Annotated in this window: 20 protein-coding genes, 2 rRNA genes and 1 CRISPR repeat array; of the genes, 5 read left to right on the top strand and 17 right to left on the bottom strand. The window is 58.4% G+C overall.

The window, feature by feature from the left end:
- Nucleotides 1-233 (top strand): murein hydrolase activator EnvC family protein (locus tag SE16_RS14915; RefSeq protein WP_152968839.1); only part of this gene is annotated, 233 nt, incomplete at its 5' end.
- 291 nt (nucleotides 234-524) lie between these two features.
- A CRISPR array of direct repeats spans nucleotides 525-2,290; the repeat unit is 37 nt; unit sequence GTCTGAAAAGCCCTAATCCCCGCAAGGGGATTGAAAC.
- Nucleotides 2,291-2,440: 150 nt separating this feature from the next.
- Here SE16_RS14915 and SE16_RS14920 read toward each other — a convergent pair.
- From SE16_RS14920 to SE16_RS14990, 15 genes are all read right to left on the bottom strand, one after another.
- Nucleotides 2,441-3,478 (bottom strand): DUF2270 domain-containing protein, encoded by a 1,038-nt coding sequence (locus SE16_RS14920; protein ID WP_054494193.1) that lies wholly within the window; start codon nucleotides 3,476-3,478, stop codon nucleotides 2,441-2,443.
- Nucleotides 3,479-3,483: 5 nt separating this feature from the next.
- On the bottom strand, nucleotides 3,484-6,060 hold the full coding sequence (locus SE16_RS14925; RefSeq protein WP_054494192.1) for an ATP-binding protein: 2,577 nt from the start codon (nucleotides 6,058-6,060) through the stop codon (nucleotides 3,484-3,486).
- Nucleotides 6,061-6,208: 148 nt separating this feature from the next.
- Nucleotides 6,209-6,403: a 50S ribosomal protein L32 gene (gene rpmF / locus SE16_RS14930; RefSeq protein ID WP_054494191.1), complete on the bottom strand. Its 195-nt coding sequence runs from the start codon at nucleotides 6,401-6,403 to the stop codon at nucleotides 6,209-6,211.
- 56 nt (nucleotides 6,404-6,459) lie between these two features.
- Complete coding sequence (locus SE16_RS14935) at nucleotides 6,460-7,002, bottom strand: YceD family protein (RefSeq protein ID WP_054494190.1); 543 nt, start codon at nucleotides 7,000-7,002, stop codon at nucleotides 6,460-6,462.
- Nucleotides 7,003-7,193: 191 nt separating this feature from the next.
- Nucleotides 7,194-8,666, bottom strand: a complete 1,473-nt coding sequence (locus SE16_RS14940; RefSeq protein ID WP_054494189.1) for an ABC transporter substrate-binding protein — start codon at nucleotides 8,664-8,666, stop codon at nucleotides 7,194-7,196.
- Nucleotides 8,667-8,830: 164 nt separating this feature from the next.
- Nucleotides 8,831-9,733 (bottom strand): carbohydrate ABC transporter permease, encoded by a 903-nt coding sequence (locus tag SE16_RS14945; protein ID WP_054494188.1) that lies wholly within the window; start codon nucleotides 9,731-9,733, stop codon nucleotides 8,831-8,833.
- Nucleotides 9,726-10,892: a carbohydrate ABC transporter permease gene (locus SE16_RS14950; RefSeq protein WP_054494187.1), complete on the bottom strand. Its 1,167-nt coding sequence runs from the start codon at nucleotides 10,890-10,892 to the stop codon at nucleotides 9,726-9,728. Before SE16_RS14950 ends, SE16_RS14945 begins: the two co-directional genes overlap by 8 nt.
- A gap of 193 nt (nucleotides 10,893-11,085) precedes the next feature.
- Nucleotides 11,086-12,549 carry a CCA tRNA nucleotidyltransferase gene (locus SE16_RS14955; protein WP_054494186.1) on the bottom strand — a complete coding sequence of 488 codons (1,464 nt, stop codon included), beginning with the start codon at nucleotides 12,547-12,549 and terminating at the stop codon, nucleotides 11,086-11,088.
- Between the two features lie 75 nt (nucleotides 12,550-12,624).
- Nucleotides 12,625-13,497, bottom strand: coding sequence for a succinate--CoA ligase subunit alpha (gene sucD, locus SE16_RS14960; RefSeq protein WP_054494185.1), 873 nt, complete (start codon nucleotides 13,495-13,497; stop codon nucleotides 12,625-12,627).
- A 37-nt stretch (nucleotides 13,498-13,534) separates the two neighbouring features.
- Nucleotides 13,535-14,884: a M20/M25/M40 family metallo-hydrolase gene (locus SE16_RS14965; protein WP_054494184.1), complete on the bottom strand. Its 1,350-nt coding sequence runs from the start codon at nucleotides 14,882-14,884 to the stop codon at nucleotides 13,535-13,537.
- Between the two features lie 26 nt (nucleotides 14,885-14,910).
- A complete protein-coding gene (gene sucC, locus SE16_RS14970; protein ID WP_054494183.1) occupies nucleotides 14,911-16,056 on the bottom strand; it encodes an ADP-forming succinate--CoA ligase subunit beta in 1,146 nt (381 codons plus the stop codon).
- 163 nt (nucleotides 16,057-16,219) lie between these two features.
- Nucleotides 16,220-18,244 (bottom strand): hydantoinase/oxoprolinase family protein, encoded by a 2,025-nt coding sequence (locus tag SE16_RS14975; protein WP_060687800.1) that lies wholly within the window; start codon nucleotides 18,242-18,244, stop codon nucleotides 16,220-16,222.
- A gap of 129 nt (nucleotides 18,245-18,373) precedes the next feature.
- Entirely contained in the window at nucleotides 18,374-19,552 is a 1,179-nt protein-coding gene (locus tag SE16_RS14980; protein WP_054492667.1) for a sensor histidine kinase, read from the bottom strand.
- Nucleotides 19,549-20,283: a response regulator transcription factor gene (locus SE16_RS14985; protein ID WP_054492668.1), complete on the bottom strand. Its 735-nt coding sequence runs from the start codon at nucleotides 20,281-20,283 to the stop codon at nucleotides 19,549-19,551. The genes SE16_RS14980 and SE16_RS14985 overlap by 4 nt, the downstream gene beginning before the upstream one ends.
- A gap of 98 nt (nucleotides 20,284-20,381) precedes the next feature.
- Complete coding sequence (locus tag SE16_RS14990) at nucleotides 20,382-21,464, bottom strand: Gfo/Idh/MocA family protein (protein ID WP_054492669.1); 1,083 nt, start codon at nucleotides 21,462-21,464, stop codon at nucleotides 20,382-20,384.
- A 253-nt stretch (nucleotides 21,465-21,717) separates the two neighbouring features.
- Here SE16_RS14990 and SE16_RS14995 point away from each other — a divergent pair, with 253 nt between their 5' ends.
- The 4 genes from SE16_RS14995 to SE16_RS15010 all read left to right on the top strand — a co-directional run bounded on the left by SE16_RS14995 (nucleotide 21,718) and on the right by SE16_RS15010 (nucleotide 26,151).
- Nucleotides 21,718-22,851, top strand: coding sequence for an amino acid ABC transporter substrate-binding protein (locus tag SE16_RS14995; protein ID WP_054492670.1), 1,134 nt, complete (start codon nucleotides 21,718-21,720; stop codon nucleotides 22,849-22,851).
- Between the two features lie 108 nt (nucleotides 22,852-22,959).
- Complete coding sequence (locus SE16_RS15000; protein WP_054492671.1) at nucleotides 22,960-24,147, top strand: amino acid ABC transporter permease; 1,188 nt, start codon at nucleotides 22,960-22,962, stop codon at nucleotides 24,145-24,147.
- Nucleotides 24,148-24,150: 3 nt separating this feature from the next.
- The gene (locus SE16_RS15005; RefSeq protein ID WP_082374166.1) at nucleotides 24,151-25,359 is read left to right on the top strand and encodes an amino acid ABC transporter permease; all 1,209 of its coding nucleotides are present in this window, start codon (nucleotides 24,151-24,153) and stop codon (nucleotides 25,357-25,359) included.
- A 21-nt stretch (nucleotides 25,360-25,380) separates the two neighbouring features.
- Nucleotides 25,381-26,151, top strand: coding sequence for an amino acid ABC transporter ATP-binding protein (locus SE16_RS15010; protein ID WP_054492672.1), 771 nt, complete (start codon nucleotides 25,381-25,383; stop codon nucleotides 26,149-26,151).
- Between the two features lie 77 nt (nucleotides 26,152-26,228).
- Here SE16_RS15010 and rrf read toward each other — a convergent pair.
- Nucleotides 26,229-26,345 (bottom strand): 5S ribosomal RNA (gene rrf / locus SE16_RS15015).
- Between the two features lie 82 nt (nucleotides 26,346-26,427).
- Nucleotides 26,428-26,560, bottom strand: a 23S ribosomal RNA gene (locus SE16_RS15020); the annotation flags it as partial.

The following is a 26,560-nucleotide window of genomic DNA, read 5'->3' on the forward strand; positions in this document are numbered from 1 at the left end:
ACCACGGCGACAACGTCTATTCGCTCTACAGCCACAACAGCGCCGCCTTCGTCCAGGTCGGCGACCGCGTCCAGGCGGGTCAGCCCATCGGCCGCCAGGGGGATGAAGGCTACTCGTTCGGCAGCCACCTGCATTTTGAGGTGCACGTCGGCGGTCCCTTCACCGGCAATTGGCGGCAGCCTTTCACCCAGGGCGCCTTTGTGGACCCCACCGACTGGTTGCCCCCGCGCTGAACCGAGCATGTTGCGCCTGCACGCGGTCTCGTGTATGATGGCGACACCCGGCGCCAAGCGATGAGGGCACATTTTGCCAGGCAAATAGTTGAACGCGACAAAGTTCTGTCAGACCCCCCTGAAACGGGGCGATTTTGGGGGCGATTTTGAGGGGGTCTGAAAACGTTCAACTTCCTGGAAAAAGAGGCGGCATTTGGCATGGTTTTGGGGGTTGACAAACGCGCCATTTTCCTGTATGCTGTGCCACAGATGAAGCGGACAAGCGGGCGACGCCCATAGCACATCCGTACAGTCTGAAAAGCCCTAATCCCCGCAAGGGGATTGAAACGACTTCTTCGATGAGTTCTTGCAACCCATCGAAGCGCAAGTCTGAAAAGCCCTAATCCCCGCAAGGGGATTGAAACTCCCACCAAAATACGTCACGTTGAGACCTTTCCACCCAATCCGTCTGAAAAGCCCTAATCCCCGCAAGGGGATTGAAACGCCAACACATGGCGGCGTAGTATCCGAATACCCGGCGTCTGAAAAGCCCTAATCCCCGCAAGGGGATTGAAACGAAAAGTAGTGTACTCATACAATTCCCCCTTTGTTTGGTCTGAAAAGCCCTAATCCCCGCAAGGGGATTGAAACGAAAAGTCGTGTGGCAACTGCCACACGTGAAGGTATAGGTCTGAAAAGCCCTAATCCCCGCAAGGGGATTGAAACCTTCATTTTTTTAGAGAATATACTTGTTATTATCATTTTTAGTCTGAAAAGCCCTAATCCCCGCAAGGGGATTGAAACCCCTTCACCCGCGGCCTTTCTGTTAGCCTTCGCAAAATGTCTGAAAAGCCCTAATCCCCGCAAGGGGATTGAAACACCTACGACAAGCCAGTATGCGCTGCCGTCTTTCAAGGTCTGAAAAGCCCTAATCCCCGCAAGGGGATTGAAACCCAACTAGTGGGGGCTTTGCGCGTTGACAAGGTAAAGTCTGAAAAGCCCTAATCCCCGCAAGGGGATTGAAACCGAATGTTCAGCCGAACGATAGTGTCTTCATCGCGGCGTCTGAAAAGCCCTAATCCCCGCAAGGGGATTGAAACTTGACAACGTCGAGATAGACGAATAGCGCCCATTTAGGGTCTGAAAAGCCCTAATCCCCGCAAGGGGATTGAAACTTGACAACGTCGAGATAGACGAATAGCGCCCATTTAGGGTCTGAAAAGCCCTAATCCCCGCAAGGGGATTGAAACCGTATCACCGGCGGCGTGAACGTCGCCACCGGCTCGTCGTCTGAAAAGCCCTAATCCCCGCAAGGGGATTGAAACACTTCAATGTAGGCCTTTTCGTCAATCTCAAACAAACGATTGTCTGAAAAGCCCTAATCCCCGCAAGGGGATTGAAACACTAGAATGGGTAAAGTTTGCCATTCTTCGGGACTGAGTCTGAAAAGCCCTAATCCCCGCAAGGGGATTGAAACGTGATAAAATAGCGGCACATAGTTTTCTCCTTTTTTGTGTCTGAAAAGCCCTAATCCCCGCAAGGGGATTGAAACACACCGTATTCGCCAAGCGGCTCTTCTGCTTCCAAAACGTCTGAAAAGCCCTAATCCCCGCAAGGGGATTGAAACATTTTCATCCCGCACATCTTACAGAAATTACGCATGAGTCTGAAAAGCCCTAATCCCCGCAAGGGGATTGAAACTTGCCGCAATCATTGCAAAAGTTTCTCATACCGCTTCGTCTGAAAAGCCCTAATCCCCGCAAGGGGATTGAAACCAAATGTGGCGGCGGAGTAGCCTACCATCATCAGAAAAAGTCTGAAAAGCCCTAATCCCCGCAAGGGGATTGAAACATTAAGAGATACTTATGGTAAACCCCACAACTCAAAATACGTCTGAAAAGCCCTAATCCCCGCAAGGGGATTGAAACGGAACTCTTCCCCAATAGTTCCTGCCAAAACCCCTTTGGTCTGAAAAGCCCTAATCCCCGCAAGGGGATTGAAACCGGATACGGGCTTGCCCAACACAAGCACCATCACCCAAGTCTGAAAAGCCCTAATCCCCGCAAGGGGATTGAAACGCAGGAGAAGATGACCGGGGCTTTGACCCCGGTTTTTTCATGCCTTTCGGCTTTCTGCGCCTCTGCTCAGCCGCTGTGGACACCCCGCCACACGCTGAGCCGCAAATGTGGAAAGAAGAGGAGTACGACTTGAAGGAGCGTTGTGCGTGGCTACGTCATCGCGCGCGAGGGCTTGCGGAACCCCAGCCCCACCACTTCGCTGACATCTTGCACAATGACAAAGGCGTGTGGGTCGCGTGCATAGACCAGTCGCTTGAGTTTCTCAACCTGTCGGGGGGAGACCGCCACCAACAACACATCGCGGCGTTGCCCCGTGTACATGCCGCGCCCTTCAATCCGCGTCACGCCGCGCGGCAGTTCGCGTAAAATGGCGTCCGCAATCTCATCGCCATGCGTGGTAATCACGTACACCAGGCGGTCGTCCAGGCGCAGGACGTGCAACGCGCGTTGTCGGCTTGTTATGTCAACAAGATAGTGTAGCATCTCGCGCGGAGAAGGCACATGCGCCCGTTGAAGAATCTCCCCACTGGCACGCTGGGCGTCGCTGGTCCACCAGCCAAGCGTGAACAACAGCCAGAGCAGCAACGACGTTCCCGCCAAAACCCATGCGCCTGGTATCCCCAGCGTCGCGCGTTCCACGAAGAGCGCCCATGTTGGGGCGGGGTAGGGGTGCAAATAGAGTTTCAACAACCAGACGAGCCAGAGAATCAGCAAAATATACTGGTACTGACGGCGAAAACGCCGCCCAAAGGCTTCCCAAAATGTGATTGTGAAATGCGGCGTCTGCAAAGAAGAAGCCAACGAGGTTGCCCAGCGCGGGTCGGGGCGGAAGGGCGGCACCAGCATCGCGGCAAAAAACTCCATCTCCATCAGGCGCAGGCGATAACTCCACAACTCGTAATAGCGGTAGCGGCGCGCCTCGATGATGAGAAAGAGCAACACCAGCACCATGCTCAGCAAGAGCAAAAAGTGAGGGTGCGCCACATCTGAAAACACGAACGAAAGCATGGTCGCCGTGGTGACCACCGCCCAGTTTGTTGTGGTGTCCAACCGTGTGCGCCACACGTTCGCCCGCTCCATCTCGCCACGGTAAAAATGCACCATGGCGTTGAGGAACTGCGCCCCTTCCAGCGCGTAGCCGTTGTAATGCCAGACGGGTTCTTGTTCAGGCGGTGTTGGTTGCCGCATACCGATCACGCCTCTTCCCCAACACGATAGGCCGGCACCGTGCGGTAGGCGACACGCCCATCCCGTTCAACCGCAAACGCCCAAAACGGCAGCCAGCCCAACATCACCTGCTCCACCTGCACATCGGTGCGGCGCGGCTTGACTTCCACCTCTTCAACGTCATCCAGCGCCGCCTCCCAGCGCGCCGTGATATCCGCCACCGCCGCTTGCAATTCCTCTTCCAGGTCAGCCAGTTCGGCCTGCAATGCCGCTATCTCCTGGCGCGATTCCTCGATATCCGCCTTGGCCTTCGCCGTCATGCGCCGTTTGCGTGCGGCGCTGCTCAATCCGCTCGAACGGCGACGCCCCAGGAACAAGCCCAGCACAGTCTCACCCAGGCCAATCATCTCCTCGCGCTTGCGGGCTTCGTATTCGGCTTCGTCTTCCGCCAGTTCCTGTTCTTCACGTCGCAGGCGCTTTTCCAGGCGGTCGAATTGTTTTTCGTACTTCTTGCGCAAAGCGTCAATTTCGGCGTCGCGCGCTTCACGGGCGGCCTGTTGCAAGCGAATGCGGAACGCGCGTTCATCTTCATCGGGGTGTTGGGTGAGTTTCAACCCCGCATGGCGCAACAACGTGCGCCGACGCGAGCGATAGAGCCAGTCGGCGAGCGCCTTCTGCGCCTTCCTGAACACTTTGCTATCGGTTGCCCATGCCGGCAAGGGCGCGAAAAAGACGCCCCGCGCCTGTGGCGGCGTTTCGGGTTCCAGGGCGATATCCTGCGGCGAGAGCGCCAATTGCTCCGCCGCTTCCCAATCCGGTGTGCGCATCTCGGCATCAGCCGCAAGCGCCAGCACCAGCGACTCGCTTTCATCCATGTCGTACCGCGTATTCACAAAATGCACGTCGGCGGCCGCCAACAAGACCGGTTCGTACACCAGCACGGCATCGCCGACCGTCGCCGTTGCATCAAGCCGCCCCATGAGCAACGCCCGCGCTTCCTCAATCGCACGCGCCACCGGCACAAACCCCTGCGCCACGTCTGGGGGAACAGGTGGGCGAACGGGCTGGTAGCCTGGGGGCGCATCGGGCGTTTCGGGCTGCGGCGGTGCGGCGGCTGGCGGCGCACTGGCGCGCGGTGCCGGTGCAGGCTGGGCATGTTCAGCAGACGGCGGGGGCGCCGCGGCGCGGGTGTTGGCTTTGGGCTGCAACTGCTGCAATTGCGGCCGTGTCAGCGGACCGCGGAGATAACTCATCGCCCAGCGGGTGTGAAAGACTTTGGGACCGTCATCATGCACATTGTGGAGCAAGAAAACGCGCGTGCGCAACCGCGTAATGATCTCATCGTAATCCACGTCCACCTGTTGGCCGGCTTCAGCCAGCGCGCCTTTCAGCCCTTGCAGCACCCGATCCTTGTCGCGTTCGGCTTGCAGTTTGCCGATGAACCAGGTACCGGCGTTGGTCAGCCCCTTGTAGTCAATATCCACGGGGTTTTGCGTCACCAGAATGGTGCCCAACCCAAACGCGCGCGCCTGTTTGAGCAAGGTCAGCAAGGGGCGTTTGGAAGGCGGTTCGGCAACCGGCGGGAAAAAGCCAAAGACTTCATCGAAATAGAGCAATGCCCGCAAACTGGTGGTCCCACTCTGGCGGCGCATCCATGTCACGACACTTTCCAGCAACAACGTGACGAAGAACATTCGCTCCGCATCCGAGAGGTGCGCAATGTAAAAAATGCTGTGGCGTGGTTTGCCTTCGGGCGTAAAGAAAAGGTGGTCCACATCGAGGGGGTCGCCTTTGAGCCAGGCTTGAAAAGCAGGCGCCGCCATGAGGCTGTTGAACGCCATCGCCAACTCAAAGCGGTCTTTCTCCGGGAAGAAGGTATCCACATCGAAAACGCCCAACTGGCGCACAGGCGGATTCTGAATACTCAAAATCAGTTTCGCCAGGTCGAGGTCTTCTTGCTGACGCCAAAAGTGTTCAAAAATCGTCGCCAGCAAAATCGCTTCGCGGCTCTTGACGGGGTCGGCTTGAATACCGGCCAGGCTGAGCAGCGCCGCCACCGTGCCCGAAATGCGTTCGCGCAGGGTTTCCGCGTGCGTGTCAAAATCGAGTCCAGGCGCAGCCAGGCTTCCCAAAATGTTGATGGGGGTGGCGGCTTCCGAGCCGGGGGTGTAAATCGTGTATTCCACGCTTTCTTTGAGCAAGCGCATGCGCTCGGGAGAAATGCCCCATTCGGCAAGCCCTTCACGCCATTGCGCGGCAATCTTCTCAGCGTATTCCTCGACGCTGAGCCCTTTTCGTCGGGCGTCATCAACATTCACCCAGGGGCGGAAATCTTCGGGGCGCAGTTCCTCGAACTGCAACAGCAAATTTGTCATGTCGCCTTTGGGGTCAATGATGATCGCGGGCACCTTGTCCAGTGCGGCTTCTTCCAGCAAAACAATACACAAGCCGGTCTTGCCGCTTCCCGTCATGCCGACACAGACGGCATGCGTGGTCAAATCGCGGGCGTCGTAGAGAAGGGGGCGGTCGAGCAGGCGTTCAGCATCGAGGTCGTATTCAGCGCCGAGATAGAACGAACCAAGATGTTCCGGGGGGGCTTGCATGGAACACTCCTTTCTCGCATGCATCAGCGGCGCACCGCTGGCCTTCAACTCCTGGCTCTATCCTACCACAAGGCGGCGTCATTTGCATATTGGCATGAAAAAAGGCGCATGGAAATCCATGCGCCTTGCAGAGCCGGCTGTGGACGGCTTACGCTTCGCCCTCTTCCACTTCAAGATAGGCCACACCGCGGTAGTACCCACAGTTGCGGCAAATGTGGTGCGGCACCATCAATTCGCGGCAGTGTGGGCACTCCACCAGGTTCGGCTTATCCAACCGCATCCAGACGGCTTTGCGGCGGCTCGAACGTGCTTTTGAAACTTTCTTCTTCGGAACTGCGCCCATTGCGTGTTCTCCTTTCGCCCTTTCCTCTGACGGTTCTCAGGTTTGTGGTCTGTTTGTTATGCGCCGGATTCGGCGTCCTGATCCAACAATGATCGAAGCATCGCCCAACGTGGGTCAATCTCATCTTCGTGGCAGGTGCACTGCCCATGGTTGAGATTTTGCCCACAATGCGGACACAACCCGCGGCACGAAGCCGTGCAGACCGGCATATGCGGCATGGCCAACAGGAAGAGTTGCCGCACAACCTCGGTCAAGTCGAGCAAGTTCTTCTCCGAGATGAGCGTATCCATCTCGTCGGGGTCAACCGGGATGAGCGCCCCGGTACGCAAATCCACGCGCGGGTGGAAGATTTCTTCGATATCAATGTGCAGCGGCATGTGGAACAGTTCCAGGCAGCGCACACACTGCACTTCAAAGACCGAATCGAGGCCGCCCTGCACCAGAATGCCGTCATGCGTGCGCGTGAATTTCACATGCCCTTGCACCGGCTCAACGGCAACCAAACCTTCTTCCTGCACGCCGAGCATTTCATCAATGTCATACTCGCGCGTGGCTCCGATAAACTCGTTCAGCAAACCGGCAACATTAAACTCTATCATTTTTCAATGTACCTTTCCTTCTGCCTGCTCAACAGGCGATGTACAGCAGAAAGGCCGCCATGTGGCGGACCTGCAATGTGTGATTATAACGCGTGACGGTTTGCTGTCAAACATCTTCCCCCATGCTGGCAAAAAGTCGGCAAACAAAAACGGGCGCCAGCCAGTGGCGCCCGTTCTCATCCAGAGCGAGATTATTCGCCCAATTGCTCCAGCTGTTCCTGGAGAATCTGGTTGGCTTCTTCGTTAGCCGCCGCCAACGTTTCCGCCACCGGAGCACCTTCGGCAATCGCCGCCATCTTTTCTTCAATCAGGTCACGCACGAAGTCGTAACCGGGCGTGGGCGGTTCAAACTTGCCGTAGGGCAGCAGCTCGAACGCGGTCTTGTAGGCCGGGTTCTGCTCGAAGTAGTCCTGCAACGCTTCGGCCGCGCTCTTGCGGACCGGGAAGTAGTTGCTTGCCATCGCCCACTTGGCCTGCACTTCGGGGCTGGTGTAGTACTTGATGAAGAGCCAGGCGGCCAGTTCCTTTTCGGGCGTGCTCTTCGGAATGCTGACGCTCGCACCGTAGATGTTCATGACCGGGTCGGGCGTTGTGTGCGGAATCGCGGCCACACTCCATTCAAAGTTGGCGCCTTCTTCCACCGCGCTCTTGTAGAAGGGCAAACCACTGCTCGAGCCAACCGTGAAGAGCGTCGTACCGGCACCGAAGTTGGTCTGGTCGCCAAAGCGCTCGGTCACAATTGTGGCGCAGCCTTCTTCAAAGAGGCTTTGCAGGAATTCCATCGCCTGAATAGCGGCTTCGCTGTCGTAGGTGTAGCGGTTGTTTTCATAGTCGTAGATGTCGCCACCAAAAGCGAAGGTCCAGGACGCGAAGCGCGAAGCGTCAATGCTCAATTCGTAGCCACGGCTGCCTTCGGCGGTCGCTTTGCTAAACGGCTGCTGCGACGCCTTGCAAGCCATTTCCTTGAATTCTTCGGGGGTGGTCGGCGGGGCGTCGTAGCCCAGTTCTTTGAGCCAGTCCATGTTGTAGTACATCACTTCCATGGAGCGGTTCGGCGGGAAGCCCAGGCGCGCACCGCCAAAGGTCGGGAACACGTCCTGGTTGAAGAAGGATTCAAAGAAGTCCGCCTTTTCTTCTTCGGTCAAGCCCCACTTCGGGCTATCCACCAGCGGGTTCATGTCAATCAGACCATCAGCCAGCTGGTAGGTCGCGGCCTGGTTCTGATACGCCACCACGAGGTTGGGCACATCTTCCGTGTTCAGCACACCGAGCATCTTCTGGAAGATGTCGCCGTAGGAACCCTGGTACTCGGCCACAACCGTGATGCCCCATTCGTTGGTTTCATTGAATTGCTGGACGATTTCGTTCAGGGCTTCTTCACGGCTGCGCGAGTGCTGGTGCCAGAACGTAATCGTCTGCCCCGAGGGGTCCACGTTCGCCCACGGGTCTTCTTCACCCATGGCTTCTTCCTCGGTCGCAGCTTCTTCTTGCTGCGTTTCTTCCTGCTGCATTTCTTCCTGCTTGGTTTCTTCGGTGGTCTGCTCCGTCGTGGTTTGTTCAGCAGGCTGCTCAGCAGGTTCGCTGGTTTCACCGCCACCACAGGCGGCCAGCAGCAGCGCAAACAGCGCCACCAACGTCAACAACAACATACGTTTGCGAATCATACGATTCTCCTCCTTGCACTTCTTCTTGTTGAACGACTTTCAACGTCTGGACAAAACCTGAATGTGGAACAACCGCACTGTTTGTGTGCCTATCACCCCCTTCAGGCAGATGCAATTCTAAGCACTTTGGGCGTTCGTCAAGTCCGACGCCCACAATGCCGTGTTTAGCCTTTCAAACCACTGGTTGCAATTCCCTCGGTAAATTGCTTTTGTGTCAGGAAATAGAGCACCAAAATGGGAATGATGGTGATAACTGCGCCGGCCATGAGCAAATGTGTTTCGGGTCCGGCTTCTGTGACGAAGGTCCACAAGCCCACCATCAGCGGGCGCCAGCGGTCGGTCGTGGTGACCAGCAGCGGCCACAAGAAGGCGTTCCACGAACCGATGAAGGAGAAGAGCGCCACGGTCATCAACGGGGCTTTGCTCATCGGCAAGACGATTTGCAGCAAGAAGCGTATATGCCCCGCCCCGTCAATACGCGCCGCATCCCACAATTCGTGGGGAATTTGGATGAAAAATTGGCGCAGCAAAAAGATGCTAAACGCATTGGCCATAAATGGCACGCTCAACCCTTGCAGACTGTTCAACCAGGACGGCCCGAAAGGCAAGGGGAAAATATCGCCGCGCACAATGAGGAAGTTCGGAATCATCACCACCGATTCGGGAATCATCATCGTGCTGAGCAAAATCCCGAAGATGAGATCACGGCCGGGAAACTTCATCCGCGCGAAGGCATAGCCCGCAAGCGTGGATGTGACCAACACCCCCGTCATAGTGGTGGCGGTCATCAAGACGCTGTTCAAGAAATACTTGGAGAACTTAGCTTCCGTCCACGCCTCGACGTAGTTTTGCCATTGCGGCACATCCGGCCACCACGCTTTTTGGATGGTTTCACCCAACGTCATCAGCGATGTAGCCACCATCCAATAGAAGGGCAACACCGCCGCAATCGCGCCTGCAATCAGCACGATGTAGATGAAAAGATGCCACCAGTTGGTTCGCCCTTTCCGACGGTTGCGGACTTTACGCACAGGGGATTGTTCCATCGCTTGTATTTGTTCAGCCATAGAAAACCCTCTCGCCCAACAAGCGATTCTGCACCATTGTCAACGCCAAAATAATGAGGAACAACAGAATGGCTTGCGCGGTGGCATAGCCATATTGGTTGGCTTTGTAGAAGGTATCGAAAATGACGATACTCGCTACGTCCACCGTCCCCAATGCCGATGGTGTACGCATCACAAAAATGTGGTTGAACGCCTTGAATGTCCCAATAAAAGCCACCAACGCAAGATAGAACGTGACTGGTGAAAGCAAGGGCAACGTAATATGGCGGAAGAGTTGCCATTGCCCTGCGCCGTCAATCTCGGCGGCTTCATACAATTCATGGGGAATGGAGCCCAACCCGGCAAGGAAAATCACCGCGTTATAGCCCACATACGTCCAAATACCGAACAGGATAATGGAGACCAAGGCCATGCTCGGACCAGCCCAAAACCCTTCCAACTTGATACCAAACATGACTTCGAGGAAGGGGCGTGATTCAAAGAGCCATTTTTGCGGTTCCAGTCCCATGAACTGCAAGAAACGGTTGGCAAGCGATGTTTCGCGTGGGCTGAAAATGGTGCGGAACACGACAGCCGAAGCGACAACCGGGGTAATGTAGGGCAAGAAGTAAAGCATGCGGAAAAATTCTTGCCCGCGGATTTTCTGGAACAAGAAGTAGGCCAGAATCATCCCCAAAGCGATTTCAGCCGGTACGGTTCCCAAAGAGTAGTAGAGGGTAATCGGCAACGCATTCAAAAAGCGGTCGTCGCCTTCCAGCAACATGCGCCCCCACCCAAACGAGATGGCATACCATGCGGCAATCACCACCAGGGCGCTCCCCGCTTTGCTCAACAAGACCCATGTGCGTTCTTCGGTGAAGGCGCTTTGCCAAAGCCGATACGCGATATACAGCAACACGAAACCAACCACAAAAATAAGCGCCCCCTGCCAGTCGCCAATGGCTTTTTCGTAATTGTCCAATCCAACAAGGGGGCCTTTCCGTACACGCCAACGATGCAAACTCATGTAAAACGCATACGCGATAGGAAAAAGACCAAAGACGGTGATAAGGAGCACGGCGGGCGTAATAAAAAGGTAGCCTTCGATGGCTTCACGCCAATCAATGCGCTCTTTGCGCCGTGCTAGCACTTCTTGCTCAGTGAGTGGCCGCTCTGCCATTCGCTCATCCTCCACGTCTTGCATCAACACAGGTTCCAGTGAATTGGCTCGCACGCATCGGTCAGTGTACCACTGCTCACTAAACACGCCAAACAGCTGTTTGCCTGCTCACGGCGCTTCATGGTAGCGATGCAACGTTATCTCATCATCAAGAAGCGGTAAAGCCTTTCTCACAAAAGCCCGCTACGGCTTGTTATTCGGCATCAGATTCAGGTGTTGGGCGCCAATTTAGCCACAATTGCAACGCCAGCCGCTCGGCGTCTTCACGGGTGCGAACGCGCCCTGTGGCCACGCCTTCTTTGAGCCGCTCGATGATACGCCCCATCACCGGGCCGGGGGCAATGCCCAACGCCATCAAATCATGCCCGGTGAGCGGGGGGCGCGGGTTGAGAATGGCTTCGTCAGGTGTGAAGGCGGTGCGCCAGATGGTCGCCACAACGCGGCGCAATGCGGGCGTGATGGTCGCGCCGCCTTTGCCCAGCTGGTCGGCCACGCTGTGCAACGCCACCGCCGGCGTGGTTTCTCCGGCATCGCGGAAGAGCCGATAAAGCGCCCGACGGCTGACACGGGGATGCCGCGTCAGGAACAGGGGGCGAAGGTGATGGCGTATGACGGTACCGACCCATTCCACGCTTTTTTGTGGGAAGCGCAACGCCTGCAAGCGTGCTTGCGCCAGTTCACTGCCAACACGCTCATGTTCGTAGTAGTGAACCCGACCATCATCACCGACGGTACGAGTCAGCGGCTTGCCGATATCATGCAACAGCGCCGTCAGTTTGAGCAACAGCCAAACCGGTTGTTCGTGCGCCACAGCGCGATGCAGGTAGGTATCCAGCGGGCGGCGATAACGCCCCCACGGGCGACGCCACACATCACGGCGCGCGCCCCAGGGCCACAACCCTTCCAGCGCATCGAGCACCGCCAGCATGTGGCCGTACACGTCAAGCGTGTGCGGCGGACCCTGCTGAACATCGCGGCAGGCGGCGACCTCCGGCAGAACATGCTCAAGCAAGCCAAGTTGCTCCAACAATGCCACATGCATGGCGGCACGCGGCGCGGCTATGATTTTGAGCAGTTCATCGCGCACCCGCTCCGCCGAAACCGACGGCAAGCGCCACGCATGGGCGCGCATGGTCTGGATGGTCGCATCGTCCAAGACAAACCCCAACGTCGCCACCATCCGCACACCGCGCATCAGCCGCAGGGGGTCTTCCTCAAACGTGCGCGGGGCAACCATCCGCACCACGCGGCGGTTGAGGTCGGCGTAGCCCCCCGTCACATCCACCAACGCCCCGTCCGCCACCGCAACCGCCAACGCATTGATGGTGAAGTCGCGGGCGGTCAAGTCGGCTTCGATGGAACCGCCGCGCATGCCTGACACGTCCACATAAAACAGCCCCGTCGGCTGTCGCAACACCACACGCCCCACGTCGTTTTCTTCGTCCAGCGGCACGAACGCCCCCCCAAACGCATCCGCCAACCGCCGCGCCCACGCCAGCCCCTCAGCGGCGACGACAATGTCGGCGTCGTGTGAAGGGCGGTTGAGCAGGGCGTCCCGCACGTAGCCGCCAACCAGCCAGGCGGCAACGCCTTCGTGGCGCAACAGGGCGAGGACGTCTTCCAGTTGTGGTGGGTGCGATAATTGAAAGATGGTCATGGTTCGTCTCATGCGGTCCGGGTGATGAAAAAGGCGGGGACGCCCGCACGAACGCCCCCGCCTTGCAGAAGCAGATTAGCCACGCAAATCACGTTCGATGAACTCGGCCACTTCCGCCGGGTGCGACGCCACCTTGACGCCCGCGGCTTCCAGCGCGGCGATTTTGCTTTCAGCAGTCCCTTCGCCGCCGCTGATAATCGCACCGGCGTGCCCCATGCGTTTGCCCGGCGGGGCAGTGCGCCCGGCAATGAAGCCGTACACCGGCTTGGTGACGTACTCTTTGATGAATTCGGCGGCTTTTTCTTCGTCCGTGCCACCAATTTCACCAATGAGCACAATCACTTCGGTTTGCGGGTCGTCCTGGAAGCGGCGCAACACGTCAATGAAATTCATGCCCGGAATGGGGTCGCCCCCAATCCCCACGATGGTGCTTTGCCCAATACCGCGCAGGGTCAATTCATACGCCACCTCGTAGGTCAGCGTCCCTGAGCGGCTCACCATGCCCACAGGGCCAGGCGTGGCAATGCTGCCAGGAATGATACCCACCTTGGCCGCGCCGGGCGTAATCAAGCCGGGGCAGTTGGGCCCCAACAGCAAGACGCCCCGCTCGTCCACAAACTTTTTCACCTTGACCATATCCAGCACGGGAATGCCTTCGGTGATGGCGACAACGAATTCCACGCCGCTATCGGCGGCTTCAAGAATGGCGTCGGCGGCGAAGGGCGCCGGCACAAAGATGACGCTGGTGTTCGCGCCGGTTTCGCGCACGGCTTCCGCCACGGTGTCGAAGACCGGCACGCCCAGCACTTCCTGCCCCCCGCGACCGGGCGTCACACCGGCGACCACGTTGGTGCCGTATTCGATCATCTGTTCGGTGTGAAACTGGCCTTCACGGCCGGTAATCCCTTGCACAACCAGACGGGTGTTTTTGTCAATCAGAATGCTCATGGTCGAACTCCCATTTGCTGAACCTTCTTGTTGTCTGTCAACCTTGACCGGCAAAGCGGTCAATCACGTCGTAAAGAACTTGTGTGCTAAAGAGCAAATTGTTCACGGAAATACGCTCGTTGTGCTGGTGCGCCAGCATCAAGCCCCCGTCGCCTTCGTCGCGCATGGGGGTGAAGCCGTACACCTTCGTGCCCAATTGCACCACATGCTTGGCGTCCGTCGCCCCGGTGAGCAACCACGGGATGACGCCGGCGTCCGGCTCGTGGTCGCCCAGCACGGCGCGAATGGTATCGAAAAGCGGCGATTCGACGGGTGATTCGAGCGGTGGTCCCCAGTCTTCAAATTCAAGTTCCACGCCTTCGCACAAAAGCGGCTCCAATTCGGCGTAGAATGTGTCGTGGTCGAAACCGGGGAGCACGCGCCCATCCACACGCGCCATCGCCTCGCTCGGAATGACGTTGATTTTGCTCCCGGCTTGCAGCACGGTCGGCGTCGCCGTGTTGCGCGTCATCGCCATCAGCAAATGGCGATAGATGGGCGGCAACGGCAACGCATGAATGCACGTTTCGGTATGTTCCGGCTCGACGGCTTTGCGCAAGAATTCGCCCACTTCGCCTTCCATGTCGTCGGCAAGTTGCAAGAAGAGCGTGCGCACCGTGGGCGTGATGTGCGTGGGCAAGGGCGAGCACCCAATGCGGGCGACCGTTTCCGCCAGGCGCACAACGGCGTTTTTGTCGTGGGGAATGCTGGCATGCCCCGGTTCGCCGCGCGCCGTCAGGCGAAAACGCGCCAGCCCTTTCTCGGCGGTCTGGACGGTGAAGTAACGCCGTTCGCCAAAGCGCATTTCATGCCCGCCCCCCTCGTTGATGGCGTATTCAGCCCGAATGAGGTCGGGATGGTGTTTGACCAGCCACCCCGCGCCGAGGTGTCCACCCCGCTCTTCGTCGGCGGTTGCCATGAAGATGAGGTCGCGTTTGAGGGGTGGTGCGCCTGCATCCTGCCGCCGCTTGAAGAGCAACATGAGCATGAGGAACACAGCCACGGTGTCTTTCATGTCCACCGCGCCGCGCCCCCAAATGTAGCCATCGGCGAGCGCCCCGCTAAACGGCGGATGTTGCCATTTGTCCGGTTCGGCAGGCACAACGTCGGTGTGGCTCATCAGCAACAGCGGGGCTTCTTCGCCACTGCCTTTGAGCCGCACCACCAGGTTGCCGCGCCCTGGCGCGCTTTCCAGCACAATGGGGTCGAACCCCTCGGCCTGCAAGACGCCCGCCAGATACTCGGCGGCCGCCAGCTCGTTGCCGGGCGGGTTGGTTGTATCAATGCGCAACAGCGCTTGCAAATAGCGCGTCACTTCATCACGAACGGCATCCCAATTGGGCTGCATCGCCCTGCTCCTTTCTCGGTCGGTTATCAGGCAGCCTGGTTCGCGACTTCAACGGCCTTTTGTGCGGCTTCGGCCAATGTTTCAGCCGTAATCATGTTCGCCGATTCGAGAATCTTGCGCGCTTCTTCGGCATTCGTGCCCACCACACGTACCACAAACGGCACGTTGGGCTTCACTTCCTCAATGGCTTGCACGATACCGCGCGCCACTTCGTCACCGCGCGTAATGCCGCCAAAGATGTTGACGAGCACCGCGCGCACTTTGGGGTCGCTCAGGATGATGCGCAGTGCCGCCGCCACTTTTTCAGCACGCGCACCACCGCCAATATCGAGGAAGTTGGCGGGTTCGCCGCCAAAGAGCTTGATCACGTCCATCGTAGCCATCGCCAACCCGGCGCCGTTCACCAGGCAGCCAATCGTGCCGTCCAGGTCAACGTAGGAAAGCCCATTGAGGCGTGCTTCGCGCTCGGCGGGTGTTTCTTCGCTTTCGTCGCGCATTTCGGCAAGGTCGGGATGGCGGAAGAGCGCGTTGTCGTCAAGCACGATTTTGCCGTCAAGCGCCATGAGGTTGCCTTCGTCGCCCACAATCGCCAGCGGGTTGATTTCCGCCAGGCTCGCATCGGTGTTGATGAAGACGTTGTAGAGCGCCTTGACGATTTTGATGAATTGCCCGACCTGCTTCTTCTCCTTCAAGCCGATACCGTAAGCCAACTGGCGCGCCTGGTACTCCGCCAACCCGATAAGCGGGTCAACGCGCACGGTGATGATTTTTTCGGGCGTGGTCGCCGCCACTTCTTCGATATCCACCCCACCAGCGGCGGACGCCATCACCGCCACACGGCGCGCGGCACGGTCGAGCACCACGCCAAGGTAAAGTTCTTCGCGGATATCAGCCGCCGGGTCAATCAGCACTTTCTTGACGGGCAAGCCTTTAATCTGCATGCCCAGAATCTCCTTGGCGCGCTGTTCGGCTTCGTCGGGCGTTTTCGCCAGCTTGACACCGCCGGCTTTCCCACGCCCACCAACCAGCACCTGCGCCTTGACCACAACAGGGCCACCCAGCTCTTGCGCAATTTGGCGGGCGGCTTCTGGTGTATCAGCCACTTTGCCGTTTGGCACGGGAATACCAAAGCGGCCAAAAATCTGTTTTGATTGATATTCGTGCAGTTTCACCGCTCTGCCTCCATGAATTGTTTCATTGCCTTTGACAACCTGTTTCCAACAAAGAACCGGCAGGCGCTCAATGAGTGCCCGCCGGTCTGTGGCCGCCTGCGCCGTTGCAGACCGGCGGTTCGATTATACGAAGTTGCCGAGAATGTGCGAATAGTGTTTGTTTTTAGCCCGTCTGACGTTCCAGCCAGAGCATGCCCCATTCGTCCACATGGGCATGCCACGCAGGGGGAACAACCACGGTGCTGTCGAACTGCACAACCACCGCAGGCCCCTGAAACTGGTGCCCGACCTGCAAGCGTGCACGGGCGTACAACCGCGCTTCATGCGGCGCTTCGTGGGTGAACCAGACGGGTTGACGCCCCACCAGCGCCGTTTCCACCGGCTCCGTCGCCGCCGGCAGGCGTGGCAACGCCGGGCGCGGAATGTGCCCCACACTGCGCACACGCACCGCCACCACCTCGACGGCCTCTTGGGGCATGGCGTAGCCGTAGCGGTGTTGGTGCATCTCGTGAAACGCGCGCACCACCTGCGCCACCTGTCCGCTTTCATACGGAAGCGCCAGCGGCACAGAGAGTTCATAACTCTGCCCACGGTAGCGCATATCCAGCCATGCCTGCCAGGACGGATTGCGAATACCTTGCGCAGCCAGCCGTGTTTCGACGTGCGCCCGAACCGCGGCAAGGGTCTGCCGCAAGGGGGCGTCGTCGTGCAACAGGGCGTCGGCGGAGATGAGCAGGCTTTGCACATGGTCGCTCGCCATGTCGGCAAGCAGAAGTCCCAAGGCGCTCAGCACACCGGGGGAAGGGGGCACCATCACACGGCGGATCCCCAGCGCATCCGCCAATTCGCACGCATGTAAGGGACCCGCGCCGCCAAAGGGGACAAGCACATACTCGCGCGGGTCATGCCCCCGCTCAATGGAAACGCGGCGCACGGCGCGCGCCATGATCGCGTTGGCGACCTGCAAAACGCCCAGCGCCGCCGCTTCGGGGGAAAGTCCCAGCGGTTTCCCCAATGCCGCCAAGGCCGCACGCGCCGCGGCAACATTGGGGCGAATGTCGCCACGCCCTCCCAGAAAATGCGTTGCATCCAGCCGCCCGGCGACAAAGTTGGCGTCGGTTACGGTGGGGATAATGCCGCCACGCCCATAGCAGACAGGACCAGGCAAAGCACCCGCACTTTGGGGACCAATGCGCAAAGCGCCCCCTTCATCCACCCGCGCCAGACTGCCGCCCCCAGCCCCCACGGTGTGGATGTCAATCATGGGCAGGCGAATGGGTACACCGCCAATCTCGGTTTCGGCGGTGGTGGGAATTTCGCCGGGGCAAAGCGCCACGTCGGTGCTCGTTCCGCCCATGTCAAGGGTGATGATGTGCGGCGTGGGCGTGCGCATGGCAATCTGCGCGAGGTGAAACGCCCCCACGACACCACCGGCTGGCCCACTCAGCAGCAACCGCGCGGCATGCTCTGTCGCCTGCTCGACGCTGACAATGCCCCCGTTCGACTGCATCAACCACACGGGGCGTTGCCCAATGCCATTCGCCAAACGCGTGAGGTAGCGGCGCACGGGTGGGCACACATACGCATTGACCACCGTGGTCGCCGTGCGTTCGTACTCGCGATATTCAGGCAAAATCTCGCTACTGAGCGAAATGGGCACGTCGGGCGCATATTCGCGCACAATCTCGGCAATACGCCGCTCGTGCCGCGCATCGAGGAACGAAAAGAGCAGAACCACCGCCAAACTTTCGATGTCGCTGGCGGCAATGCGTTCCGCCAATTGCCGCACCACGGCTTCATCCAGCGGCTCGATGAGACGCCCATCGGCGCTCAGCCGCTCAGGCACTTCCAGCCGCCACTCGTCGGGCACAAGAGGCGGTGGGCGGTGTTGCGCCAGGCGGTAGAGGTATGGGCGGTGCTGTCGTCCAATCGCCAGCACGTCGCGAAAGCCTCGCGTGGTGATGAGGGCGGTAGGGGCGCCGCGCCGTTCGAGGAGCGCATTCGTCGCCACGGTTGTGCCGTGCACAATCGGCGTTTCCAGCGGTTCCGCCAGCCGCTGCAAGACGGCGACAATCGCGCGGCTCTGGTCGTCGGGGGTGGTGGGAACTTTGTCAATGCGCCAGGTTTCGCCGTCGAAAAGAACAATGTCGGTAAACGTCCCGCCAACGTCTATCCCAATCCGTCTCATCGGTCAGTTCCCTTATCGGTTGCCATGCGGGTTGTAAACAAAGCGCTTCTGTTTGTCAAACAGGTACGTGAACATCACGCAAAGAAAAAAGCCCCCAATGCGGGGGCTTCGGCGGCTCTCCGCCACACCTCAAAGGGTGTGGTCGCCTGTGTGCAACGGCAGCCAAAAGCCAAACGTCGCGCCTTTGCCCTTCCCTTCGCTGGCCACCCACACCCCGCCGCCGTGCGCTTCCGCCAACGCTTTGGCGATGGCCAAGCCCAGCCCGGTGCCGCCATGTTCGCGGTCGCGGGCTTTATCCGCCCGATAGAAGCGCTCGAACACGTGCGGCAAATGCTCCGGGGCAATCCCTTCGCCCGTATCCTGCACTTCCACGCGCACGCGGTCTCCTTCGCGGCGTTCACACACGGTGATACGCCCCCCGGCAGGGGTATGGCGCAGGGCGTTGCTCAAAAAGTTGTTCAGGATTTGCTGAATGCGGGCACGGTCGGCATACACGGGCGCCGGCGCGTCGTCCGTCTCAACAAGCAGGCGCACATCGTTGGCTTCCGCCAGCGGGCGAAACAACTCCACCACCTCACGCACCATCTCGCGCATGTCAAACGAAGTACGCGCCAGCGGCAACGCCTGCGCTTCGGCTTGCGCCAGCAAATGCAAATCTTCCACCAGGCGGCTCAGGTGGCGCGTCTGGTCATACAGGCGTCCAATCTCGGCGGGTTCCAGCGGATAGACGCCATCCAGCATGGCGCGCAAATTGCCTTGCAGCACGGTCAAGGGGGTGCGTAATTCATGCGCCACGTCTGACAAGAGTTGGCGGCGGAGCATTTCACTTTGTTGCAGCGTTGCTGTCATTTCGTTGAAGGCGCGCGCGACTTCGGCCACTTCATCGGGACCCTCTTCCGGCACGCGGTACGCCCAATTGTGGCTGGCAACAGCACGTGCCCCTTCTTCCAGGCGTGAAAGCGGTTCGGTCAAGCCGCGGCTGAGCCAAATCCCCAGCGCCAGCGCCAAAATCCCCGCGACGAGCGTTGTGCGTGTGAGAAAACCGGGCAGTCCTTCCAGAAACGCCCGCCGGAAGGCTTGCCGGTAGGCTTCGGCTTCAAGTGTGAAACGCCGTGACAACCGCCTTTGAGGCGGCCCGTCGGGTTGCCCCGGTTGCACCAGCGTGGGCGGCGTATCAGGGCGCAATTCAGGCGGCGCGTTGCGCAAAACCCCCGCGGTATTCAACGCCACCACCATCACGGGAACGACGAAGAAAAAGAGGATGAGCGCCATAAACGCCAGGCTGAGCCGCACCCAAAACCGGTTCATGGCAGAGACTCCGAGCGCGGCGCATCAATCTCATCGTTCAGGCGATACCCGACGCCATAGACGGTTTGGATGAACGTGGGGTTTTTGGGGTCGGGTTCGATTTTGCGCCGCAAGTTTTTGATATGCGAGTCAAGCGTGCGGTCAAGCCCTTCGTAGGAATACCCCAGCGCCTGCTCAATCAATTCAGCACGGGTGAAGGCGTACCCCGGTTGCATCATCATCGTTTGCAGAATTTTGAACTCGGTGGGCGTCAAATCAAGCGGTTGTCCATCCAACGTGGCTTCATGCCGCGCGACATCCAGCCGCAAGGGACCCACTGTGAGAATATCGTAGCGCCCGCCGCTGTTGTTCAACAAGCGCATGCGCCGCAATTGCGCCCGCACCCGCGCCACCACTTCGCGCGGGTTGAAGGGTTTGGTGACATAATCGTCGGCGCCCAATTCCAAGCCCAGCACCTTATCGGTATCGTCCACGCGCGCCGTCAGCATAATAATCGGCATGGCGGCTAGCGCCGGCTCGCGCCGAATGCGCTGCGTGAGTTCCCACCCATCTATTTCGGGCATCATCAAATCCAGCACCAACAAGTCGGGGCGCTCAACCTGCAAAATACGCCAGGCGTCGCGCCCATCATACGCCGTCAACACCTGATAGCCTGCTTGCTCCAGGTAGGCACGTACCAGGCGCACGATTTCCTTGTCGTCATCCACCACTAAAATACGCTCAGGCGACATAACGCTTCCCCCTTTGCTCCCAAATTTGCCTACCTTCACCTTATCGCCCAATTGTGGAGAATCTGTGCAGACAGGCGGGAAAACTCATGAAGGCACGCCTATTTGCTGTGCGATTCCAGAAACTCGTCCAGGTCATACGGGACCCATGAACGAACTTCTTCCGACAATCGCACCGCGTCCAAAAAGAGTTGGTGCGCCAATCCATCGTAAAAATTGGGCGACGGCGACGCTTCTTTGTCAATGCCCCATGCGAAATCGTCCAGCAGGCGCATGAACGGCGCAAGCAGCCAATGCTCGTCGGGTTGGCGTTCCAGCGTTGGCACGGGGTGCTCGCTGAACGGTTCGCCTTGGCGCGCCACACGCACGCGCGTATCACCTTCCAGCACAATCGTGCCCTCAGACCCCACCGCCATGACCAGACTTTCGCGGCGCGGCACCGCCACCGCCATCAAATCGAAGACGGCTTGCCCCCCATCGTCGTATTCGACCACGGCGAGCGCCGCATCATCCGACGTCACGGGGCGCATCTCGCCATCTTCTGTGGGGCGTTCGGGGATGAATGTGCTCAGCCGCCCCCAGACGCGCACGGGCAAGCGCCCAAACCAGTGGTGCAAGGCGTCGAAATAGTGCGACCCAATCGCGCCGAGCATACCGCCCCCGCGCGCCGCATCCGACCACCACGACCAGGGGCGTGTCGGGTCGGCAAAAACATCCATATGCGCCTGGATGAGCAAGCGCCGCAGTGAGCCGAGCACACCTTGTGCGACCAGGTCGCCAAACACCTGGCGCGCCGGCAAATAGCGGAATTCGTGGCAAATCATGGCTGTGCGATGGCGTTGCTGCGCCGTGCGCCACATCTCGAACGCTTGCTCAGCATTCAGCGCCATCGGTTTTTCGCACAGAACATGCAAATCGGCTTCCAGCGCCGCCATCGTCATCTCGTGATGCAAGTAGGGCGGGGTCACAATCGCCACCGCATCCAAATCATCACGCGCCAGCAACGCTTGCCAATCAGTGTACCAATGCGGTATGCCGAACCGTTCTGCCACGGCGCGCGTCTTTTCAGGGTTGCGTGCCGCCAGCGCCACCACCTCAAAACGCGCATGGCGCTGCAACGCGGGAATGGTCACTTTTTCAGCAAACCCCGTCCCAATCACCCCAATGCGGTAAACTGTTGCCATACCTGCTCCTTTCCTTTTTGGTTGGCATCTCAACATACACCATGCATTCTAGCCGAGCCTCTATCAGCCCGGCAAACCTTTCAACAGGCTAAAGAAAAAGCGTTTGACAAATGTACGCGCCATCTCCTATACTGCTATGTACCGCGCACAGCACTGAGCCCGCCCCATTTTGCAGAACCCGTGCGCTGTTATCTTTCGGTCGTTTTCTGGGTGTTTGCCCAGTGGTGTCAATTGAATAGTAAGGAGGAGAAGTATGAACCGACGAGTGTTCCTGCTCATCACATTGCTCGCAGCATTGGCGCTTGCCTTGGCTGCCTGTGGTGGCGGTGGCGAAAGCAGCACGCCCACCGAAACAAGCGCCGAAACCGGCGGCGCGGCTGAAACAGCAGCCCCCACCCCCATCCCCGAAGAGAAAGAAGAAGCCCAGCAAACAGGTGGAAGCCTGCTCGACACGGTCAAAGCCCGCGGCAAACTCATCTGTGGCGTCAACCAGGCGTTGCCCGGCTTCGGCTATCTTGATCAAAGCGGTAACTTCGCCGGCTTTGACGTGGACTTCTGCAAGGCGGTTGCCGCCGCCATCTTCGATGACCCGAACGCGGTTGAATACCGCCCGCTGACGGCGCAAGAACGCTTCACGGCTCTGCAAACGGGTGAAGTGGACGTGCTCATTCGCAACACCACCTGGACGCTGAGCCGCGACACTAGCGTCGGGCTGGACTTCGGTGTGGTGACGTTCTACGACGGTCAGGGCATCATGGTCCGCAAGGCGGACAACATCACCAGCATGGAAGACCTCAACGGCGCGGCCATCTGTGTGCAGACGGGGACGACCACCGAGTTGAACCTCGCCGACCAAATGCGCGCCCGCGGTCTCGACTACGAGCCGGTGGTCTTTGAAGACGCCGACAGCACCTTCAACGCCTACGAAGAAGGGCGCTGCGACGCTGTGACGACCGACAAGTCGGGGCTGGTCTCGCGCCGCACGGTCTTGCAGAACCCGGATGATCACGTCATTCTGGACGTGACGCTCTCGAAAGAGCCTTTGGGTCCCGCCGTGTTGCAGGGCGACCCCATCTGGCACGACGTGATTATGTGGGTGGTCTTCGCCACCATTCAGGGCGAGGAATTTGGCATCACCTCGCAGAACATTGACGACTTCATGAACAGCGAAGACCCGAACGTGCGCCGCTTCCTTGGGCTGGAAGGCGACTTGGGTACGGGCTTGGGCTTGACCAATGACTTCGCCTATCGTGTGGTGAAGCACGTTGGCAACTACGCTGAAATCTACGACCGCAACCTTGGTCCCGATACACCGTTCAACCTGCCACGCGGCTTGAACGCGCTCTGGACTGACGGCGGTTTGCTCTACTCGCCGCCATTCCGCTAAGCCCAACGACGCGAAGGGCGGCTGCAACACGTAGCCGCCCTTCTTTTCTTGCATTCATCAATGTTGAGCGCATTCGTTTAGAGAGATTTTTGGTGGAGGAACATTTTTATGGCCCACACCACGCTACCGAACGAACACACACGTCCCCCATTCTGGCGTGACGAACGTGTCCTGGCCATTATCGCGCAAATCATCTTTTTGCTTGTTGTGGTGGTAACAGCTCGCTACCTCTTCAACAACGCGCGCGAAGGTCTTGCGCAAGCAGGGTTGACACCGGGCTACGACTTTCTGCGCTTGCGTGCCGGTTTCGACATTGGCGATACCATCATTCCCTACACGTCCGATGACACCTACGCCCGCGCCTTCCTCGTCGGTATCGTCAACACCGTGCGCGTCGCCCTGATTGGGATTGCCCTCGCAACCATTCTGGGCACTATCATGGGCATCTTGCGCCTTTCGCCCAACCTGCTGCTGCGTGGCATTGCCACCGTTTATGTTGAAACCATTCGCAACACTCCTCTGCTGGTGCAACTCTTTTTCTGGTACACCGCCGTCATGCTGAAATTTCCACGTGTTCGGCAAGCCATCGTTTTGCCGGGTCCCACGTACCTCAGCAATCGCGGGCTTGCCATTCCATGGATCGAGCCACTTGAAGGGTTCCGCGTCTGGCTGGGTTTCTTCGTAGCCGCATTCGTCATTGCGTATATCGTCTACCGCATCCAATGGGCGCGTGAAGACCGCACCGGGCAAACATCCTACCCCATCACATCCAGTATCATCGCCTGGCTTGTGATTGTCGTAGCCGGCTGGTTTCTGGCACCGGGGCAACCGTTTGGCATCACACGCCCCGAATTGGCTGGCTTGAACTTCACAGGCGGCACAGTTCTGGCGCCGGAATTTGCGGCGCTGCTCATCGGGTTGGTGGTCTATACAGGGGCGTTCATTGCTGAAATCGTCCGCGCCGGCATTCAAGCCGTGGACAAAGGGCAACGTGAAGCGGCTACGGCATTGGGGCTTTCTACCGTGCAAAGCCTGCGATTTGTCATTTTGCCGCAAGCCATGCGTATTATCATCCCACCCATGACTAGCCAATACCTCAACCTGACCAAAAACTCCAGTCTGGCTTTCTTCATCGGCTTCCCAGACCTGTTTGCCGTCTCAACGACCATTCAAAACCAAACCGGCAAAGCGTTGGAAGTGATTTCCATCGTAATGGCATGCTATCTCACAACAAGTTTGCTCACATCGCTCTTTATGAACTGGTACAATCAAAAAGTGCGTCTGGTTGAGAGGTAACCCATGACAGCAACACCCCAAACCCGCACAACACCTTCGCTCGCCATGAGCATCACGCATTGGATTCGTGATAACCTGTTCACACCATGGTACAACGCGCTCATTACGATTGTTCTCACGCCTGTGCTGGCATTCGTGGTGTACCGCATTCTGGCATGGGTCTTTTTCGCCGCGGAATGGAATGTCGTCAAACAAAACCTGCGGCTTTTTATGGTCGGCCCTTACCCTCAAGAAGAATTGTGGCGCTCGTGGGTCACATTGGGTATCGTGGTCGCGCTCGGAGGGCTCAGTTGGGGGGCCTGGCGCGGACGAGAATGGACAGCCACCATCAGCGCCATTCTGCTTGGTGTGCTGGCGTTTCTCTTCTTGCCCGTCACAACAGCCAGCAAAATCAACCTCCTGCTTATGGCGGGGCTCTTCATTGCCGGACAATACCTTGGCGCCTGGCAAAACATCCGCCTACGCAAATACCTTGTGTGGCTCTGGGTGCTTTCGTTCTTCGTCGTTCTCATCATCTTGTGGGATGTACGCCCACAATCGAGCCCGCCATTCTTCAAAGCCAACATTCCTTCGGGGCAAGTTGGTGGTCTGACACTGACCATCTTGTTGGCGGTTATTGGGATTGTCGCCTCGTTTCCGATTGGGGTATTGCTTGCCCTTGGGCGGCGCAGCAGCCTGCCCGTTGTCAAGATATTTTCCATTCTCTACATTGAAATTATCCGCGGTGTGCCGCTCGTCACAGTCCTGTGGACGGCGTCTCTGCTCTTGCCGCTCTTCTTGCCCAGTGATGTCCGCGTGGACAAATTCATCCGCGCGGTCACCGGTATCACACTCTTCTCAGCCGCCTATCTTGCCGAAAACGTGCGCGGGGGGTTGCAAGCCATCCCCAAAGGGCAATACGAAGCAGCACAAGCCCTTGGGCTGAACTACCGCCAAATGATGCAATACATCATCCTGCCCCAAGCGCTGCGCATTGTTATCCCGGCCCTTGTGGGGCAATTCATCGCCCTCTTCAAAGATACCACACTGGTGCTGATTGTGGGCTTGCTCGAATTACTGGCCATCGCTCGCAGTGTCATCTCACAGCCTGAGTTTATCGGGTTGCAGCGCGAAGTCTTTGTGTTTATCGCGCTCATCTACTGGGTCTTCTCTTACTCGATGTCGTACACAAGCCGTCGTATCGAAGAACGCCTGAATGTCAACCGGCGCTAAGTTCTGGATGAGGAGGAAAAAATGACACAGCAATCACAAGGCAACGGCTCTCACAACGACGACATCATCATTATGGAAAACGTCAAAAAACGCTTTGGCGATTTCTGGGCGCTCAAAGGAATTACCACGCGCGTCAAACGCCAAGAGGTTGTGGTCATCATCGGACCATCCGGCTCGGGGAAATCTACGCTCATCCGCTGTATCAATCACCTGGAGAAACACGACGAAGGGCGCATCATTGTTGATGGCATTGAACTCAGCCACGACGTGCGCAATATCGAAGCCATCCGCCGTGAAGTGGGGATGGTTTTCCAGCAGTTCAACCTCTTCCCGCACATGACGGTGCTCGACAACATCACCTTGGCGCCGCGCATTGTGCGCAAGTGGCCACGCGAAAAAGCCGAAAAACTGGCTATGGAATTGCTCGAACGCGTCGGAATTGCCGACCAGGCACACAAATATCCCGGCCAACTCTCTGGTGGTCAGCAGCAACGCGTTGCTATTGCCCGCGCACTGGCCATGCAACCCAAAATCATGCTTTTCGACGAACCGACATCCGCTCTTGACCCCGAGATGATCAAAGAAGTGCTCGACGTCATGCGCGAACTGGCACGCTCCGGCATGACAATGGTGGTCGTCACCCACGAAATGGGGTTTGCCCGTGAAGTCGCTGACCGCATCATCTTCATGGATGCCGGGCAAATCGTTGAAGAAGGCACACCGGAACACTTCTTCACCAACCCACGCCACGAACGCACCAAACTTTTTCTCTCGCAAATCTTGCATCACTAAACACCGCCGCTCAGCCACACAAAAAGCCCGCCTGAAATCAGGCGGGCTTTTTACAATAGCAAAAAAACAAAAAGGAAGGTTGGCAACGACCTACTCTCCCACGCGGCTGCCCGCGCAGTACCATCGGCGCTGGTGGGCTTAACTGCCGGGTTCGGGATGGGACCGGGTGTACCCCCACCGCGAAAGTCACCAACCTTCCTTTGAAGGCTACCAAATATGCACTTGTCAATGTAAAACCAATTGCAATGGATGCGGAGCAGAAATCCTGCGCGAATGCGCGGCAAGCCCTCGCGCGTTAGTACCGGTAGGCTACACGTGTTACCACGCTTCCACCACCGGCCTATCGAACTGGTCGTCTCCCAGCGCGCTTACCCTCTCGCGGAGGTGGGTGGCCTCATCTTGGGGCGAG

The organism is Ardenticatena maritima (assembly GCF_001306175.1).
Lineage (GTDB): Bacteria > Chloroflexota > Anaerolineae > Ardenticatenales > Ardenticatenaceae > Ardenticatena > Ardenticatena maritima.

Bases quoted from the DNA above. Each gene is read 5' to 3' on its own strand.
- SE16_RS14920 (WP_054494193.1), bottom strand. From the start codon at position 3,478: ATGCGGCAACCAACACCGCCTGAACAAGAACCCGTCTGGCATTACAAC.
- SE16_RS14925 (WP_054494192.1), bottom strand. From the start codon at position 6,060: ATGCAAGCCCCCCCGGAACATCTTGGTTCGTTCTATCTCGGCGCTGAA.
- rpmF (WP_054494191.1), bottom strand. From the start codon at position 6,403: ATGGGCGCAGTTCCGAAGAAGAAAGTTTCAAAAGCACGTTCGAGCCGC.
- SE16_RS14935 (WP_054494190.1), bottom strand. From the start codon at position 7,002: ATGATAGAGTTTAATGTTGCCGGTTTGCTGAACGAGTTTATCGGAGCC.
- SE16_RS14940 (WP_054494189.1), bottom strand. From the start codon at position 8,666: ATGATTCGCAAACGTATGTTGTTGTTGACGTTGGTGGCGCTGTTTGCG.
- SE16_RS14945 (WP_054494188.1), bottom strand. From the start codon at position 9,733: ATGGCTGAACAAATACAAGCGATGGAACAATCCCCTGTGCGTAAAGTC.
- SE16_RS14950 (WP_054494187.1), bottom strand. From the start codon at position 10,892: ATGGCAGAGCGGCCACTCACTGAGCAAGAAGTGCTAGCACGGCGCAAA.
- SE16_RS14955 (WP_054494186.1), bottom strand. From the start codon at position 12,549: ATGACCATCTTTCAATTATCGCACCCACCACAACTGGAAGACGTCCTC.
- sucD (WP_054494185.1), bottom strand. From the start codon at position 13,497: ATGAGCATTCTGATTGACAAAAACACCCGTCTGGTTGTGCAAGGGATT.
- SE16_RS14965 (WP_054494184.1), bottom strand. From the start codon at position 14,884: ATGCAGCCCAATTGGGATGCCGTTCGTGATGAAGTGACGCGCTATTTG.
- SE16_RS14975 (WP_060687800.1), bottom strand. From the start codon at position 18,244: ATGAGACGGATTGGGATAGACGTTGGCGGGACGTTTACCGACATTGTT.
- SE16_RS14980 (WP_054492667.1), bottom strand. From the start codon at position 19,552: ATGAACCGGTTTTGGGTGCGGCTCAGCCTGGCGTTTATGGCGCTCATC.
- SE16_RS14985 (WP_054492668.1), bottom strand. From the start codon at position 20,283: ATGTCGCCTGAGCGTATTTTAGTGGTGGATGACGACAAGGAAATCGTG.
- SE16_RS14990 (WP_054492669.1), bottom strand. From the start codon at position 21,464: ATGGCAACAGTTTACCGCATTGGGGTGATTGGGACGGGGTTTGCTGAA.
- SE16_RS14995 (WP_054492670.1), top strand. From the start codon at position 21,718: ATGAACCGACGAGTGTTCCTGCTCATCACATTGCTCGCAGCATTGGCG.
- SE16_RS15000 (WP_054492671.1), top strand. From the start codon at position 22,960: ATGGCCCACACCACGCTACCGAACGAACACACACGTCCCCCATTCTGG.
- SE16_RS15005 (WP_082374166.1), top strand. From the start codon at position 24,151: ATGACAGCAACACCCCAAACCCGCACAACACCTTCGCTCGCCATGAGC.
- SE16_RS15010 (WP_054492672.1), top strand. From the start codon at position 25,381: ATGACACAGCAATCACAAGGCAACGGCTCTCACAACGACGACATCATC.